We start from the raw sequence: 15975 nt of genomic DNA, 5'->3' as shown, positions 1-15975 counted from the left end.
ATTTGCCCAGCCAGGCGCGGGCCTATTGCAGGTCTGCCGCTGGGTTGATAGTCTCCAGTTGTGTTGTCAGCCAGTCGAGCATGGCTTCGGCAATGCGCTGGTGACGACCTTCAAGCGGGCTGGCGTGTTGTTCGGCGATGGCGACAAAGGCATCCAGTGATGCCAGTAACTGCCGGGCATTCGCGGTCATCGGCTGCACCGGCCCGTAGTGGGTCAGGTACATAAACCTGGGTTCAAGTGCGACCAGCCGTTCGATGCTGGCACTAATGGCGAGCGGGTCTAAGTGCACATGTGTGGTGGTGACAAACAACAGGTTTTCGCCCGCAGGCGAGTCAAACACCTTGTAGGAAATGCCAAAAGTATCACCGGTGGAAATACTGTGACTGCTGCTGTCGTGAACACAGAAATGGTGTTTGGCGTGTTTGGGGGGGCGTCTCAACATGCAGCTCTTGGCGAAAGATGCTTTGTAAAAGCCGCGCGAGGCCTCCTAGTTGAGCTGGATGTTTGTGATGGTAATGCGGGTGAGTTGGCTATCTGAAGAGGCTAATCCGACATCTGAAGCGTTTTTACGATGCATGGCATTTTTCATGGTTTTTTTTGATTGGGTTGTTCTTCAAGGTATTGTTTTATAACTTGTTTGTTGTTCTATTGATAATAGAATGGGAATAATTGTTAGGCCGGAAACGTCTGGCACTAACAAGCACTAAATCATACTTAAGTCCGCGTCATTACGGGCTTTTTTTTGGGCTAATGGCACATTAACTTTGGGCGTTTACGATTTAGAAATAGCAACATACAGAATGTTGTCAACAAGAGTCAGTACTACTTACTCTGACTCGATATTGGGATAGCGTTACTTGGTCGAGGATTTACTCGGTTTTAGGCCCGGAGTGTTTCCTGGCGTTTTTTTGTTGTCACGTCGACGTTGATCTGGCTTGCCGGTCGACTTGGCTATTGGCTATTGGCTTAGGCCCTGGTTTCAAACCCATTGATTTAATCCTTTTCTTTAGCGAGGTTATTCCTCTTTGTATAATCTTTGGGCACTTCTGATGGCTTTCAAGATGTGTAGGAAAAATAATCTAAAATTTATAGTGGCAAGTTGGAGGTACAAGGTGGATAGAGCTAAACCGGGCCCACGACGGCTTAGTGTTGAAGAGATACAAGAGCTTCGTCGTGATATGGCAGAATCTTCAGCTTGAGCCAAAGCAGAACTAAAACGTCGACGAGCAGCAAATAATCAAAAAAATTCTGCGCATGGTATAGATGATGGTGTCGATAACGAGCACCTTTCTAACTAGCTGTTATGTAGGTGTATTTTCTTCTCATTGATATTCGAGAGGGAACAATTCCTGACTATCTCTCAATGAGATAAGCAAACATTAAAAAAGGGCTGAAATCAGCCCTTTTTTGTTATTCGAAATGAATGCCGGTGATATCGTATTCCTTGATATAGCGTTTACCGTGCACGTCGCTGAAGAAAAACTCCATCTCTACCCGATTGCTTAACGCCCCATTGTGCTCAAGCAGATTGATCAGATAGTAGTCCACACTAGGCTGATTGATGTTTTCATAGCGCCTATGTTGAACCACCTCGAACTTGCTGGGGTTGCCAATTTTATCGAAGTAGGCAAATAAGGTTTGCAGTCCTCGCTTGTATATATCCTGGTTCTTTTGTGAGGCCTTGGGGTCACGATATTTTAATAATGGCGCCGAGCGCTTGCTGTTGATTGCACGGACAAAACGCTCGATCACCTCTTCATGGGGTGTGACCTTAGTGGCCCGGGTGTCCTTAACCGCTTTCTTCAATTTTTCCGACAGGGGGTAAATATTTGCTAGGTACGCCTGATAGTCGGTCGAGGCACTGGTGTAACTAAAATAGTGCGGCAGGCCCTTGTCGTATTCGGCTTTTAACTTTTCGTAGCCCTTTGGAATATGCTGCGAATAGGAAGAAAAGAAGTTATATCCGGCTTTGTGATCAAGATGATAAAAGTCGCTCTCATCAACCAGCTCTGAAAAAAGCAGGGTATTGAAGTCTAAAAAATTCTTTTGGTTGCTAAAGACAAAGACATCACTGATCCACACCTTTTCGCCTTTTTTGATGCTCAGCGTAAATTCGTAAAAGACCTTGTCGTCCTCGGGCAGAAAGGTGAGCAGCTTCTTGTTCACCATATGGTTTTTATCGCTGATAATACTCTCGCTCAATGAGAGCTCATATTCCTCTCCCAGTGCCAGAATTTCATCGGCCACTTCAATATTCAGATAACTCTTTGCCAGAGTCGGCGTGCTCGCCAGCAGGGCGAGGGAAGTGCACAGGGGCAGCAACCAGCGGTTGGTTTTATTCATCTTAACATCCTTATTAGCTTGTTAGCGCCTTGGCCATCAGCCATGCCTGGAAAAGCGCTATCCATTTGATTTTTATTGGCATCCGTTCCAATGCCAACTAGGACATTAAGGAAAATAGCAAGTCGCGTACAAGAGTGTCAATCCACTTGTGCCTATATTTATACATTTGTTGAGCGCGGACAAAAAAAGGCCCTGGTTGGGGCCTTTTGACGTCACATTACTTAAATGACTTACTCTGAATTGGTCGGGCTTAAGGCTGAATCATGAGCTTGCCTTGGCGCGGCTGGTCATAGGCGGCACCGGCTTTGGCAATGTCCTTGATGGCGAAGGTTTCATGCACCGGCAAGGTTAGCTCGCCTTGCTCGGCCAGCCCAATCAGCTCCAGTACCGAGTCGGTGATTTGCTCCGGTGTTAAACGGCTGAATTCCACCATGCCCCAAAAGCCTTTTACGGTGATTTCCTTAAAGATCAAATCGCCCGCATCCACCGCCATGGGTTCGTTGGACATGGCACCAAAAGACAACACAGTGCCACCGTTTCCGACCAGGTTAATCAGCTTACGGGCGGCTTCACCGCCGATCATTTCGATACCGCCGACCACGGGGCCGTCAATAGCGGCAAGGGCACTTTCAAACCAATTGGCTTCGTCCATGGCAAAGACGTTGCCAATACCCAGCTCGTCAAGTTGCGCCTTGGAGCTGCCACGGTTAACCAGGCTCAGTACTTTAAGGCCACGGCCTTTGGCTATTTGTGCCACGGTTTTACCGACGGCGCCGTTGGCGGCGTTAACCACTATCCAATCACCTGCTTTGGCAGGGATTTTATTAAGCGCCATTACCGAGCTCATTGGCATGGCTAATAATTGCGCGGCGATATCGTCGCTGATGCTATCCGGCAGCGGCACCGCCGCCATAGCAGGAGCAATAAAATACTCGGCCCAGGTACCGGCGGCACCGGCCACGTTTACTCGCGTGCCAACAGCAGGGCCTGCAACGCCCTCACCCAGCGCATCAACAATGCCTACGGCTTCACTGCCGCCGATGGCGGGCAACTGGGGTAGGCTACCGTACTCGCCGCGGACCGTCATGATGTCATGGTTATGTATGGGCGAGCGCGTCATACGCACGCGGATTTCCCCCGCCTGCGGCTCGGGAATGGTTAGGTCACGGGCGTCTAGCACCTCTGCGGGGTGGCCTATATTTGTATACATGGCGGCTTTCATTGTGTTCATAAGGACTCCGAAATTTATCTTCAAGCGGATTGCTCAAGGTTTTTAACGCGCACCTTGGCATTGCCGCGCAGTGCATTTGCATAAGGGCAAACCTCATGGGCCAGGGCGATAAGCTGCTCGCTCTGTGTTGGCTCTAGGCCCTCTATTGAAACATCTATGGTCACATCAAGCAGATACTGCTCGGCGACCTTATCCAGGCCCACGGTGACCTGGGTTTGACAGCACTTAAGTGCCATCTTCAGGCGCTTGGCAGTGAGAATAAGGGCATTGTCGAAACAGGCTGCATACCCCATGGCGAAAAGCTGCTCTGGGTTATGTCCAGGTGCGCTGGTACCCGGTGTGGTCATGGTAAGGGTCAGGCTATCGTCGGCTAGCTTGGCACTGCCATCGCGGCCACCACTGGCAATGGCTGTGGTTGAATAAATCATACTGGTTACCTTGTTGGCTCTTACTGTGTTGGGACCCAGTATGCGTGAGAAGCAGATAGAGGAAAAATAATCTAAACTTGGGTTAATATAATTAAATTTATAGCTGTAGCTTATGTCCATTCACCAACTACGCACCTTTGTTGAGGTTTACCGCCAGCGTTCTTTTAGCAAGGCCGCCGATGTTTTGCATATCACTCAACCTGCGGTCTCCAGTCATATCGCTTCACTCGAGTCACAATTGGATCACCGTTTGTTTGTGCGCCATGTACGCGGGGTACGGCCAACCCGTATTGCCGATGAACTAGCGATACAACTGGGAGATACCCTGGATTATGCCGAAGGCGTGTTGGCAAAAATGAAATCACACGGCAGCAAAATAGACGGGGTGATACATATAAACGGCCCCATAGATATGCTTTCGAGTATGCTCGCCCCCAAGTTACAACCGCTTACCGATGCTGGGGCGCAAATACGCTTACACCCCAGTCACGATGACGACATGTTTACCTTTCTTAAAGATGGTAACTCGGACTTTGCCCTGTGTTTAACGCCTCCGGAAGATGGGCAGCTGGATTACTGTTTATTGGGTGAGGAACGGGTTTTCCTGGTTGCCAGCCCTGCCAGGGCGCGGCAAATGAGCCAGGACCTGGAGCTGGTATTAAGTGAGCAACCCTTGGTGGCCTATGATCTGGGCCGGACCCTAGTGCGTCAATGGGTAAGCCATAATGGTTTATTTTTGGGGCACTTAAATGAGATTATCACCGCCCCGGATCTGCGTTGCTTGCGTACCCTGGTGCTCGCGGGCTTGGGATGGTCGGTGTTACCCGAGTACCTGGTGAGTGATGATTTAAAACACGAACGCTTAGTCGCCATAGGTGGCCCCCAGGCAAATCCGGCGATAGAGTATCACTTGTGTTGGCGGGCGGGAGCGCTGCGTAGTCCCAGGATCGCCAGAGCTCAGCAGTTGCTGCGCGGGGTATTTACGCATTAAGCCGGCTAAAATGGACTGTTTTTTCTACAGTTGTTTATTTTCGAAGCAATTGAACGGGTACGGCGATATTTTTTCTTTACCTTTATAAAAAGCTCATTATAATGCGTCGACATTGCAGGGGCGTAGTTCCAATTGGTAGAACAGCGGTCTCCAAAACCGACGGTTGGGAGTTCGAATCTCTCCGCCCCTGCCACTTCTTTCCTTAGCTTCTTTACGCTACACTGGCAGCCGCCAAATAAAGTTAATTATTTCCGTATGCAGTCACACTTAGCCGATATTTTTGCTATACAGCCGGTGCGTTTACGTGCAGCTTACCGAGCGCATGACACACAGCCTCTTGATGGTGAACAAACCCAAGATTCACAACCCTTGTCGGGCCCCTTGGCCGAGGATATTTTGCGTCTGCTTCCCACAGGGAGCGAGGTGCACCTGGGTGATGTGAGCGCACCGCAATTGCAGGGCAATCGCGTTTACCTTCCCAGCGACAACTTATCAGTGGCACATAAGCAGGCCCTGTGGCAGCAATTGTGTGAATGTGAGCAGGTACTTATCGATGCATAGGCTGGCGCCTTTGGGCGAACAAGATGTGGCGGACATGATGGCCATAGAGCGGGCCTGTCACAGTCACCCATGGAGTGAAAAGCTGATGCGCTCGTGTTTGTCCGGGCGTTATTTCTGCACCGGACTCTCTAGCGACAATAAACTATTGGGCTTTTATGTCGCCGAGCAGGCTGGCCCAGATATTACCCTGATGGATATTTGCGTAGCGCCAAGTGAGCAGGGGCAGGGGTTGGGTAAGGTGTTGATGCAATCGCTCATTAAGGACTCGACTGCGCGTAATGCCGAGTTGATGTTTTTAGAAGTGCGTGAAAGCAATACCGCCGCCATCGCCCTGTATGAAGCCTATGGCTTTATCACTAACGGTGTGCGTAAGAAATACTACCCCGATGGCGAAGATGCCTTGTTAATGATGAAACCTTTGATGGGTGATGATTAGCCACCCAGCATCCGTTAACAATAACGTTGCCTTGCTATCCCTCACCCTCAGCTTAATGCGTCGCTCTCGTTTCGCTTATCTGATTAGATGCGTAATGGGGAGCAGCTCCTAGCTTATTTCGTTCAACTTTTGGCAAGCAGCCTGTTAAAAGCATTTAAAAAAGCCTGCTCTAGAGCCACCATTTGCTCAGAGCTAAGGGCTTTTTTCATGGATGCATAGGATATTGCTTGGTGTGCATAGCAAACCAACTCGGCTGTATCCCAGGCGTCTCGCAGTGTTGCAGGGTCCCCAAAGTCCGACCATTGAGATAAATATGCTGTGACTATCCTTTGCTTGTTTTCGCCTTCGGGCATTCTGTAAATGTAGGTGCCATCAATAAAGGGGTGGCTGATACAGGCATCACTCCAGTCAAAGAAAATAAAAGTACCATTCACCTGGGCTATATTTTCGATGTGCAGATCACCATGCACGAGGGTATTGGGCATATTAAAACTTGCTAATTTCTCAACGGCTTGTTTTACCCTGAGTAGTATTTCATCTTTGTTAATTATAAAGTCGTCAGTAAGGTGCCGTGTTATCTCAGTATCGTTTAATGCGCTATTTAATTGCTCTGGAATATCAGCCACTTGCCTAAGTAAACAACCACTTTTTATCAGTGCATCTGTATGCTTTGTCGATTGCTGTTGTAGCCTAGCTAGGCGCTGAAACGCTTTTGGCCACAAACCTTTGTCCGCATCTTCGGGTAATCCGCCACCAAAATCCTTGCTCATCATCCACTGTTTTTCACTGCTGATAAACATTGTCTCGGGAACATACTCCGGCATGAGTTCTGAGAGTTTTGCACACAGCTGCGACTCATTGGAAAACAAAGGCAAAAAGGCTGTCGCCTTGAAAAAGCACAGACCCTTGTTGGTATTTTGCTTAAAGATTTGACCCAGAGCCCAGCCGGAAACCTTTTGTAGTTTACCTAATGGTTCAAGGCCATGCTTTGCAAGGTTCTGATCCGCCCAAGACTGCGCCAGTTCAAGCCATTCAGGCGATTCCCAATTTAAAAACATGTCCATAGTTTATCGTTCTCGTTATGTAATTTTATTTTTGAGTTGCTGCGGGGCAAGTGACTTAAGAGAGTCCCTTCGGCGCTTCGGCTTGTGGTTGTAAAACAAAGCGGATGGCGTGTTCAAGCTTAAGCACCGGGTATTCGTGGTGCTCGCACTCGCCGTTGCGCAACGATAGCTCGAGCTCGCTGGCGGCATCGGCTACGGCGTTAAAACCAAAGCAGCTGGCACTGCCTTTTATGCTGTGGGCCACCGCCTGCAACTGCTCCCATTCCTTGGCTTGCTGGTGAGCCAAGACCTGCTCAAGGTAATCGGGGAGCTTTTGCTTGTAGTTTTCATTGATCTGTAAAAAGCGTTCGCTTTTAAGTATGTCGTCCCACTTGGAGTTGGCCTCCTGTTGCAGACTTAAATAGGTGGCCAGGGTATGCTCGAGCTGCTCCTTGTCGATGGGTTTGGCCAGCGCCTTGTCACAGCCCGCCTCTAAATAACGCTCGATATCGTGTTTCATCACGTTGGCGGTCAGGGCAATGATGGGCCCATCGTAGGCGGCATGGCGCAGCATTTGCGTGGCTTCTTCACCACCCATCACCGGCATCTGCATATCCATTAAGATCAGCTGGTAGTCTTTGACCAGGGCTTTTTCTACCGCCTCGGCGCCGTTATTGGCAAAGTCCGGAGTGATCCCCCAGCGCTCCAACAGCAGGGAAATAAGCGCTTGGTTGTCCCGGTTATCCTCGGCCACCAAAATTTCACCGTCGAATTGTTGCCAGCTTAGGGTTGGCATCGGCTCCATAACCGGTTGCATTTCCTCGACGCCATGGTAGAAGTCCTGGGCCTCATACACCTGGTTACAGTTGATCTGTATGCTAAAGCGACTGCCTACGCCTTGTTGGCTGTGAGCGCGCACATCGCCGCCTAATAACTGTGCCAGATTTTTAGCAATACACAGGCCCAGGCCACTGCCGCCAAAGCGACGGGTGGTGGTGGTATCGGCTTGCTCGAAAGGCTTAAAGATACGGGTCAGTTCCTGATCCGAGATGCCTATACCGGTGTCGCTGACCACACACTCAATCATATCGTCGTGGTAGCTGACATCCAGGTGCACCTGACCCTTGGCGGTAAATTTCACCGCATTGGTGAGAATATTGAGCAGGATCTGCTTAATGCGGGTTTGGTCGCTGTTAATGTATTTAGGTAAGGGGAACTGGTAGTTGATGGCAAACTCCAGTTGTTTTTGTTGCGCCTGGGGCTCGACTATGGAGTTCAAGTCGTCAAACAGCTCATACAGTGACACCGGCTCGCGGTTAACGGCGAGCTTTTCCGCCTCAATTTTTGATAGATCCAAGATATTGTTGATCAGCTCCAGCAGGTGACGTGAGTTACGCAGTACGGTGGCAAGCTGGTGTTGCACCTTGTCATCGTCTATTTGGTTATTCTCCAGCAACTGTTCAGTAAAGCCCATGATGGCGGTTAAGGGAGTGCGAATTTCATGACTCATATTGGCCAAAAAGCGGCTTTTTAATTGGTTGGCCTGCTCCGCCTGCTCAATGGCTAACTCCAATGCCTTGTTGGTTTTTTCCAGCTCCAACGTGCGCTCCTCAACCCTTTGCTCCAAGGTGTCCTTGTATTCCTTAAGCTCGCCCTGGGTGCGATAAATCTTGTTCACCATGTTGTTAAAGTCGCTAAACAACTGGCCAACCTCATCGGTGCGTTTGTCATCAAGGCGCACGGCCAGATCGTTGGCGCCGACGCGGTGACTGGCGGCTCCCAGTTGCTCTATGGGGTTAAGCAGTAAGTTACGCACAACGATAAAGATCAACACGGGCAGGGTGACGATAGAGATCAGCACGATCAGCGCGGTGATAAGACTGATCACCTTTCCGGCCTGATAGAGCATTTTTTTCGGAATGCTGGTGACAAAGTAGTGGCCATCGGGCATTTGCACGCCGTAGAGCATGCGCTCGGTGTTATCGACGCTCTCAAGCACAATTTCATTAAGGCGGCCGTTGTCGGCCCACAGATCTATGGCCTCTAAATCCTGCTTGCTGAGCGTTTTACCCAGCAGCGCATGGTTGGAGCTAAACAACACCTTACCTTGCTCGGTCAGCAATAAATTCAAGGTGTTATTGTAAGGCGCCTCTAAAATTGCGGTGTTAAGTACGGTTGGCTGCACTCGCACTATGATGTGGCCAAGCAGCACCGGGCGCTCCAAATGGTAGTCCGGGGCAAATACCTTTTGCGCAAAGTAGAGGGTGGTTTCGCCATTGTCTTCTTGCACCATAAATTGCTGGCGGCGCAACGAGCTGGTCAGTAGTTGCTCGAAAAAGGGATATTGTTGCGGTGCACTTTGCAGCGTTGTGGAAAAGTAGGCGTAACTTTGTTGCGTACTGGAAATAAAGTTAATGCTGAGAATATCCGGATAGGCCTCGGTATAACTGCTAAAGACGTCGAGCAGAGCACCCAGGTGGGCGGTGTAATAGGTGTTGGGGCGGTCAATCTGGTGCAAAAAGTTTTGCAATACCGGCGAGGTGCTCAGCAACTCAGTGGTGGAATGATAGACATTGAGCGAGTGAAACACCTTGTTTTGTTGTTGCTCAACAAAGCGGCTAACAATCAGCTGCGCCTGTTGCTCTGAGGAGCTGGTAACGTTAGTGAGGGTAAAACCACCTAGAAACAGCAAGGGCAAGATCACCACCGGGGTGATGTACCACAATAAGCGAATGCTTAGCTTGCTTGTCTTCATGGTGTGCGCCTCCTTGCAACGTCTTAAAATAGCCTGAGCGCGTTATGGTAATCACCACAACAAAAAAATTATACAAAATGCTCAGCAATAATACACATAGGTGGACCATGAAGTCACTTTTACTTGTATTCGGCGCTTTTGTGCACACCCTAAAGTCGGTATAATCTCGGGCATTAATGTCTTTATAATTTAAATGCGACTTAACCGCCTCGCCGTGGTTGGGTCGACAGCTCATAAGTGACCGCATGTCAGAATTAATACAGCAAATTAATAAGCGTCGCACCTTTGCGATCATCTCTCACCCGGATGCGGGTAAAACAACCATCACCGAGAAGGTACTCTTGTTCGGTCAGGCCATTCAAAAGGCCGGTACGGTCAAGGGCCGTGGCTCCAACCAGCATGCCAAGTCGGACTGGATGGAAATGGAAAAAGAGCGTGGTATCTCGGTCACCACCTCGGTCATGCAGTTTCCTTACAATGAGCGCTTAGTTAACCTGCTGGACACCCCAGGACACGAAGACTTCTCGGAAGATACCTACCGTACATTGACCGCCGTTGACTCTTGTTTGATGGTGATCGACGCCGCCAAGGGTGTAGAGGACCGTACGCGTAAGCTAATGGAAGTCACCCGCTTGCGTGATACGCCGATAGTTACCTTTATGAACAAATTGGACCGTGATATTCGCGACCCAATGGAGTTGCTGGATGAGGTAGAAACCGAGCTTAACATCATGTGTGCGCCCATCACCTGGCCTATCGGCTGTGGTAAAGAGTTTAAAGGCGTGTACCACCTGCACCGCGATGAGACCATCTTGTATCAAACGGGTCAGGGTCACACCATTCAAGACGTGCGTACCATTAAGGGCCTAGATAATAGCGAGTTGGATGAAGCGGTAGGCGAGAGTCTGGCGGAGCAACTGCGTGAAGAAATCGAGCTGGTACAAGGTGCGTCAAACGAATTTGACGAGGAAATGTTCTTAAGCGGTGATCTAACGCCGGTGTATTTCGGTACCGCCCTAGGTAACTTCGGTGTGGACCATATGCTCGATGGTCTAACCGAGTGGGCGCCGGCACCTATGCCGCGTAAAACCGACGACGAGCGTGAAGTGAGCGCAGAAGACGAGATGTTCTCCGGCTTCGTCTTTAAAATTCAGGCCAACATGGACCCCAAACACCGTGACCGTATCGCCTTTATGCGTATCGTGTCGGGCAAATACAGCCAGGGCATGAAGATGAACCATGTGCGTTTGGGCAAGCAGGTGAGCATTTCCGATGCGGTAACCTTTATGGCCGGTGACCGTGAGCGTGCACAAGACGCCTACGCCGGTGACATCATAGGTCTGCACAACCATGGCACTATTCAAATCGGTGATACCTTTACCGATGGTGAAAAGCTCAAATTCAGCGGTATTCCAAACTTCGCGCCGGAACTGTTCCGCCGTATTCGTTTGAAAGATCCACTGAAGCAAAAGCAATTGCTTAAAGGCTTGGTACAGCTTTCCGAAGAAGGTGCGGTGCAGGTATTCCGTCCACTGATCAACAACGACCTGATCGTAGGCGCCGTTGGTGTGCTGCAGTTCGACGTGGTTGTGGCGCGTTTAAAAGCGGAATACAAGGTGGACGCCATTTATGAAAGCGTCAACGTTAACACCGCGCGCTGGGTTTCTTGCGATGACGTGAAGAAGTTTGAAGAATTCAAACGTAAGTGTGAGGCGAACCTGGCCCTCGATGGCGGGGACAACCTCACCTACATAGCGCCAACCCGTGTAAACTTAAATCTGTCGATGGAACGCTATCCTGAAGTGAGCTTCAGTGAGACCCGTGAACACTAATCGCCCCTAATTTATCTCGGCCAGCGTGATGTTGGCCCAATTGCAAGGTAACTGCAACGATGAACATTAAACAAATTTTAATCGACAAAGCCAATGCCGCCATGCTTGCTGCGGGGCTTGAAGAAGGCACAAATCCAGCGGTAACGCAAAGCACGCGTCCGCAGTTCGGTGATTACCAAATCAATGGCGCCATGGGCGCGGCCAAAAAACTAAAAACCAACCCCCGTGAACTAGCGCAAAAAATTATCGATGCGTTAGACGTATCCGATTTAGCGGATAAGGTTGAAATCGCCGGCCCAGGTTTTATCAATATTCACCTTAAGCCAGAGTTTCTGGCCGAGTCTGTGGCCAGCGCTAACCAGGATGCCAAACTGGGTGTGGCCGAGCATGCGAAAGCCGACACGGTTGTGGTTGACTATTCATCGCCTAACCTGGCCAAAGAAATGCACGTGGGTCACCTGCGCTCAACCATTATCGGTGATGCCATTGCTCGTACCCTAGAGTTCCGTGGTGACAAAGTCATTCGTCAAAACCACATGGGCGACTGGGGCACACAATTCGGTATGTTGATTGCGCACCTGGAAGACCTGCTTAATGACGGCGTTGACCTGGAAAAGGTGGCTCTCGCCGACCTTGAAAGCTTCTACCGTGACGCGAAAAAGCGTTTCGACGATGAAGAAGGCTTTGCCGATCGTGCCCGTGAGTACGTGGTAAAACTGCAGCAAGGCGATGCTCATTGCGACAAGCTATGGCAGATGTTTATCGATACCTCGGTGAAGCACTCGGAAGAAGTATACGAAAAGCTGAACGTGACCCTTAAGCGTGAAGATATTTACGCGGAAAGTGCCTACAACAGCGAGCTACAGCGCATGATCGATGTGCTGCGCGAACAAGGCATTGCCAAAGAAGACCAAGGTGCCCAGGTGGTGTTCCTTGATGAGCTGGCCAACAAAGACGGCGAGCCTTCGGTATTTATCGTACAAAAATCAGGTGGTGGCTTCTTGTATGCGACCACAGACCTGGCAGCCTGTGAGTACCGTTCACATAAGCTGGGTGCCGACCGCATCATGATCTTCGTGGATGCCCGTCAAAGTCTGCACTTTAGCCAGGTTGAAATCACCGCTCGCAAGGCCGGTTTACTGCGCGATGAAACCAGCTACGAATTCTGCCCGTTCGGCACCATGATGGGTGAAGACGGCAAACCGTTTAAAACCCGTACCGGCGGTACGGTGAAACTGGCGGATCTGCTTGATGAAGCGGTCAGCCGTGCCAAGGCCAAGCTGTCTGAGCGCGAGTCGCCATTAAACGACCAGGAGCAGGAAGAGATCGCCACTAAAGTGGGCATTGGCGCGGTAAAATATGCGGATCTGTCGAAGAACCGCACCAGCGACTACATCTTTAACTGGGATACCATGTTGAGCTTCGAAGGCGCCACGGCTCCTTATCTGCAATATGCCTATACTCGTGTTAAGAGTATCTTCCGCAAGGCCGGCATCGACAGCGCCGCGCATCAGGCGCCGGTAGTGATTGCTGAGCCACAGGAAAAAGCATTGGCCATTAAACTGATGCAGTTTGAAGAAGTGCTGGATCAAATGGTCGGTGACGCCACACCGCACGTATTGTGTGGTTACCTGTATGAGCTGGCGAGCCTGTATATGAGCTTCTACGAAGCCTGCCCGGTATTGAAAGAGGGGGTGAGCGAGGAAGATAAGGCTAGCCGTTTGGTACTTTGTTCTTTGGTGGCGAAGACGCTACGTCAAGGTCTTGAGCTTCTCGGCATTGAAGTCATGGAGCAAATGTAATTTCAGCGGCGTGTAGTTCGTTTTGACGGCGTTGGTACTCTTTTTGAACACTAGTCACATACTTTATGTATGCTCCTAGGTATAAAAAAGAGTACCGCCTTGTCAGCACTCCTACACTTGCTGAATCAGGCGGCTTGTAGTTCGCTTTAGCTGCGTTAGAGAAATGATTGAGTCAAAGTCACATACTAGATGTATGCTCCTTGACATAAATCATTTCTCTGCCTAGCTAGCACTCCTACACTTGCTGAATCAGGCGGCCTGTAGTTCGCTTTGACGGCGTTGTTAAACCGACTGACCCTAATCACATACTTTATGTATGCTCCTAGGGATAAGTCGGTTGAAAGCCTTGTCAGCACTCCTACACTTGCTGATACTGTGATTTGTGGGTCGTTGTTTTTCGCTTTGTAGGCGAGGCTTTAGCCTTGCGATTTTTGTGTTAGGCGGCGGTGATAATTAGAAGGAATTGATATGAAACTTGATGATATTCGTCGTGAATATTTACAAGGCGGGTTGGATGAGAGCATGCTTGAAGCCGACCCCATTGCGCAATTCGAAAAGTGGCTTGAACAGGCCATTAAGGCGCAAATTCCCGATCCTACGGCCATGGTGGTGGCGACGGTGGATGAGCAGGGCCAGCCTTCGCAGCGTATCGTGTTGCTGAAGCACCTGGATGAAAAGGGTTTTGTCTTCTTTACCAATACCGGCTCGCGTAAAGCCAGTGAATTGGCGAAGAACAATAAAATCAGCCTGCACTTCCCGTGGCATATGTTTGAGCGCCAGGTGATAGTCTATGGCGAAGCCCAGCCTTTGCCGGTATCCGATGTCGCCAAGTACTTCTTATCCCGCCCCAAGGAAAGCCAGTTGGCCGCCTGGGCATCAAGTCAGAGCCGACCCGTGTCTTCACGTCAGGTGCTGATGGAAAAGTTTACGCAAATGAAGAACAAGTTTGCCAAGGGTGAGATCCCCTTGCCGGATTTCTGGGGTGGCTATTGCGTTAAGCCCACCAAGGTGGAGTTTTGGCAAGGCGGTGCCCATCGCCTGCACGACCGCTTTATGTATATTCGCCAGCAAGATAACAGCTGGCAAGTCGAGCGCTTAAACCCCTAATGCGCTTTATTGACTCCCACTGTCATCTCGATTTTAGTGAATTCGATGAGGATAGGGCGCAGTGCATTGCCAATGCTCTGTCGCTGGGAGTCACACACCTTGTGGTGCCGGGCGTGAGCCTGGCCCAAGCCACAAACCTGCTTACCTTCACCAAGCAATACCCTGCAACCTATATCGGTGCCGGTTTGCACCCTTACTTTCTAGCCCAGCATCAAGAGCAAAATATTGCCGAGTTGAGTGATTTAATAGCGGCAAACCGTGAGATCTTGGTCGCCGTCGGCGAATGTGGTTTGGATAGAAGTATCGGCGAGTTAAAGAAGCAGCAGAGTTTATTTGAGGCGCAAATCGCCTTGGCCAATGAATTTGAGTTGCCGCTGATTGTCCACCACAGACAAAGCCACGATCTAATCGCCGCTAGCTTTAAACGCTGTCCGCCTAAATTCGGTGGTGTGATCCATGCTTTTTCCGGCTCACAGCAGGTGGCCGAAAGTTATGTCAAGGCGGGATTTAAGCTCGGGGTGGGGGGCACCATCACCTATCCCAGAGCACAAAAAACTCAGCAAGCTTTGCGCCATGTAGGCGTCGAGCATCTGCTACTCGAAACCGATGCGCCCAGCATGCCCTTGTGTGGTTATCAGGGGCGCAGGAATACCCCGGAGCGCATACCCAATGTGTTTCTCGCCCTGGCGGCGCTGTTGCAAAGGCAGGACTATGACGCCTTAAGCGAGCAGCTTTATTTGAACTGTTTGGCTTTTTTACGAAAGTAACGCTTTAGCTGCCAGCGCTTTAGGCCGCGTCCAAGCTGCCAGGTAAATATGCAGCAAATAAACAGCATCAGCAGTACCTGGCGACCGACCTCATGAATATAACGGTGGCTCGTGTCTATGGCGGTTTGCGGCAGGTAATTGACCCGGGCAAAACCTATGGGTTTGTTGTCTTGTGGGGAGTTGATCGGCACCACTATGGGTTGTGTTAGCTTGCTGATCCCCGGCGTTGCCTGGGTGATCCCTAAGCTGGCTTGATAAGGGCTGTAGGCCTCGCTTTGCGCCTGTGCCGTGCCATACATATCGTAAATAACCGCACTTTGGATAACCGCATCGCTGCTGAGCTGGTTGGTTAACTCGCCCAGGCGTGGCTTATTGTTTTGTTCCAGCGGCAAGGCTGCGGTCAGAGCCAGCTGTTGAGACAGGCTTTTGGCACTGTGATAGCCTTGTTGATAGAGCATATGATGACCCTGGAAGCTGGTGTTAAAGGCCATCCAGGTCAGCAAGACAAAACACAGCGCGGCAAAGAGTAAGCGTCTAAGGCGTTGCCATTGTGAGCTGCGCACCGGATTTTTTACTTGTTTATTTTTCATATCGCTCATGTGGTTACTGACTTTCACGGCTATCGGTGATTAAATTGGCAGTGCCGTAATCACGATTAAATTTCGCCTTGGAGCCTTTG

14 protein-coding genes and 1 tRNA gene are annotated in these 15975 nt (G+C 50.1%); 8 read left to right on the top strand and 7 right to left on the bottom strand.

Annotated features, from left to right (window positions below; all coding sequences use genetic code 11):
• Positions 1-22: 22 nt before the first annotated feature.
• The 4 genes from KD147_RS10495 to KD147_RS10480 all read right to left on the bottom strand — a co-directional run bounded on the left by KD147_RS10495 (position 23) and on the right by KD147_RS10480 (position 4002).
• The gene (locus tag KD147_RS10495; protein ID WP_212547821.1) at positions 23-442 is read right to left on the bottom strand and encodes an MBL fold metallo-hydrolase; all 420 of its coding nucleotides are present in this window, start codon (positions 440-442) and stop codon (positions 23-25) included.
• Between the two features lie 968 nt (positions 443-1410).
• Positions 1411-2343 carry a hypothetical protein gene (locus KD147_RS10490; RefSeq protein ID WP_212547820.1) on the bottom strand — a complete coding sequence of 311 codons (933 nt, stop codon included), beginning with the start codon at positions 2341-2343 and terminating at the stop codon, positions 1411-1413.
• A gap of 250 nt (positions 2344-2593) precedes the next feature.
• Positions 2594-3574 (bottom strand): zinc-binding dehydrogenase, encoded by a 981-nt coding sequence (locus tag KD147_RS10485; RefSeq protein ID WP_212547819.1) that lies wholly within the window; start codon positions 3572-3574, stop codon positions 2594-2596.
• A 20-nt stretch (positions 3575-3594) separates the two neighbouring features.
• Positions 3595-4002, bottom strand: a complete 408-nt coding sequence (locus KD147_RS10480) for an Ohr family peroxiredoxin (protein ID WP_212547818.1) — start codon at positions 4000-4002, stop codon at positions 3595-3597.
• A 112-nt stretch (positions 4003-4114) separates the two neighbouring features.
• On the opposite strand from KD147_RS10480, the gene KD147_RS10475 reads away from it, so the two are divergent.
• The 4 genes from KD147_RS10475 to rimI all read left to right on the top strand — a co-directional run bounded on the left by KD147_RS10475 (position 4115) and on the right by rimI (position 5990).
• Positions 4115-4993, top strand: a complete 879-nt coding sequence (locus tag KD147_RS10475; protein ID WP_105255705.1) for a LysR family transcriptional regulator — start codon at positions 4115-4117, stop codon at positions 4991-4993.
• Between the two features lie 116 nt (positions 4994-5109).
• Positions 5110-5186, top strand: a tRNA-Trp gene (locus KD147_RS10470).
• Positions 5187-5248: 62 nt separating this feature from the next.
• Positions 5249-5554: a hypothetical protein gene (locus tag KD147_RS10465; protein ID WP_212547817.1), complete on the top strand. Its 306-nt coding sequence runs from the start codon at positions 5249-5251 to the stop codon at positions 5552-5554.
• The gene (rimI, locus tag KD147_RS10460) at positions 5547-5990 is read left to right on the top strand and encodes a ribosomal protein S18-alanine N-acetyltransferase (RefSeq protein WP_212547816.1); all 444 of its coding nucleotides are present in this window, start codon (positions 5547-5549) and stop codon (positions 5988-5990) included. The genes KD147_RS10465 and rimI overlap by 8 nt, the downstream gene beginning before the upstream one ends.
• Before the next feature lie 122 nt (positions 5991-6112).
• On the opposite strand, the gene KD147_RS10455 is transcribed toward rimI, so the two are convergent.
• The gene (locus KD147_RS10455) at positions 6113-7054 is read right to left on the bottom strand and encodes a phosphotransferase (protein ID WP_212547815.1); all 942 of its coding nucleotides are present in this window, start codon (positions 7052-7054) and stop codon (positions 6113-6115) included.
• 55 nt (positions 7055-7109) lie between these two features.
• A complete protein-coding gene (locus KD147_RS10450; protein ID WP_212547814.1) occupies positions 7110-9788 on the bottom strand; it encodes an ATP-binding protein in 2679 nt (892 codons plus the stop codon).
• Between the two features lie 245 nt (positions 9789-10033).
• Here KD147_RS10450 and prfC point away from each other — a divergent pair, with 245 nt between their 5' ends.
• From prfC to KD147_RS10430, 4 genes are all read left to right on the top strand, one after another.
• Positions 10034-11620 (top strand): peptide chain release factor 3, encoded by a 1587-nt coding sequence (gene prfC, locus KD147_RS10445; RefSeq protein ID WP_249319189.1) that lies wholly within the window; start codon positions 10034-10036, stop codon positions 11618-11620.
• Positions 11621-11679: 59 nt separating this feature from the next.
• Positions 11680-13422 (top strand): arginine--tRNA ligase, encoded by a 1743-nt coding sequence (argS, locus tag KD147_RS10440; RefSeq protein ID WP_212547813.1) that lies wholly within the window; start codon positions 11680-11682, stop codon positions 13420-13422.
• Between the two features lie 468 nt (positions 13423-13890).
• Positions 13891-14529 (top strand): pyridoxamine 5'-phosphate oxidase, encoded by a 639-nt coding sequence (pdxH, locus tag KD147_RS10435; protein WP_105255700.1) that lies wholly within the window; start codon positions 13891-13893, stop codon positions 14527-14529.
• A complete protein-coding gene (locus tag KD147_RS10430) occupies positions 14529-15296 on the top strand; it encodes a TatD family hydrolase (protein WP_212547812.1) in 768 nt (255 codons plus the stop codon). The genes pdxH and KD147_RS10430 overlap by 1 nt, the downstream gene beginning before the upstream one ends.
• Here KD147_RS10430 and KD147_RS10425 read toward each other — a convergent pair.
• Positions 15263-15886, bottom strand: coding sequence for an AhpA/YtjB family protein (locus KD147_RS10425; protein ID WP_212547811.1), 624 nt, complete (start codon positions 15884-15886; stop codon positions 15263-15265). The genes KD147_RS10430 and KD147_RS10425 overlap by 34 nt on opposite strands.
• Positions 15887-15975 lie beyond the last annotated feature (89 nt).

The sequence above is a fragment of the Pseudoalteromonas sp. BDTF-M6 genome, from assembly GCF_018334135.1.
In the GTDB taxonomy this organism is placed as follows: Bacteria; Pseudomonadota; Gammaproteobacteria; order Enterobacterales; family Alteromonadaceae; genus Pseudoalteromonas.
The sequence above is the reverse complement of the archived record's forward strand: the minus strand, read 5'-3'. Positions and strand labels throughout refer to the sequence as shown.

Bases quoted from the DNA above. Each gene is read 5' to 3' on its own strand.
- prfC (WP_249319189.1), top strand. From the start codon at position 10,034: ATGTCAGAATTAATACAGCAAATTAATAAGCGTCGCACCTTTGCGATC.
- KD147_RS10450 (WP_212547814.1), bottom strand. From the start codon at position 9,788: ATGAAGACAAGCAAGCTAAGCATTCGCTTATTGTGGTACATCACCCCG.
- KD147_RS10495 (WP_212547821.1), bottom strand. From the start codon at position 442: ATGTTGAGACGCCCCCCCAAACACGCCAAACACCATTTCTGTGTTCAC.
- KD147_RS10425 (WP_212547811.1), bottom strand. From the start codon at position 15,886: ATGAAAAATAAACAAGTAAAAAATCCGGTGCGCAGCTCACAATGGCAA.
- KD147_RS10455 (WP_212547815.1), bottom strand. From the start codon at position 7,054: ATGGACATGTTTTTAAATTGGGAATCGCCTGAATGGCTTGAACTGGCG.
- KD147_RS10485 (WP_212547819.1), bottom strand. From the start codon at position 3,574: ATGAACACAATGAAAGCCGCCATGTATACAAATATAGGCCACCCCGCA.
- KD147_RS10490 (WP_212547820.1), bottom strand. From the start codon at position 2,343: ATGAATAAAACCAACCGCTGGTTGCTGCCCCTGTGCACTTCCCTCGCC.
- KD147_RS10465 (WP_212547817.1), top strand. From the start codon at position 5,249: ATGCAGTCACACTTAGCCGATATTTTTGCTATACAGCCGGTGCGTTTA.
- rimI (WP_212547816.1), top strand. From the start codon at position 5,547: ATGCATAGGCTGGCGCCTTTGGGCGAACAAGATGTGGCGGACATGATG.
- KD147_RS10480 (WP_212547818.1), bottom strand. From the start codon at position 4,002: ATGATTTATTCAACCACAGCCATTGCCAGTGGTGGCCGCGATGGCAGT.
- pdxH (WP_105255700.1), top strand. From the start codon at position 13,891: ATGAAACTTGATGATATTCGTCGTGAATATTTACAAGGCGGGTTGGAT.
- KD147_RS10430 (WP_212547812.1), top strand. From the start codon at position 14,529: ATGCGCTTTATTGACTCCCACTGTCATCTCGATTTTAGTGAATTCGAT.
- KD147_RS10475 (WP_105255705.1), top strand. From the start codon at position 4,115: ATGTCCATTCACCAACTACGCACCTTTGTTGAGGTTTACCGCCAGCGT.
- argS (WP_212547813.1), top strand. From the start codon at position 11,680: ATGAACATTAAACAAATTTTAATCGACAAAGCCAATGCCGCCATGCTT.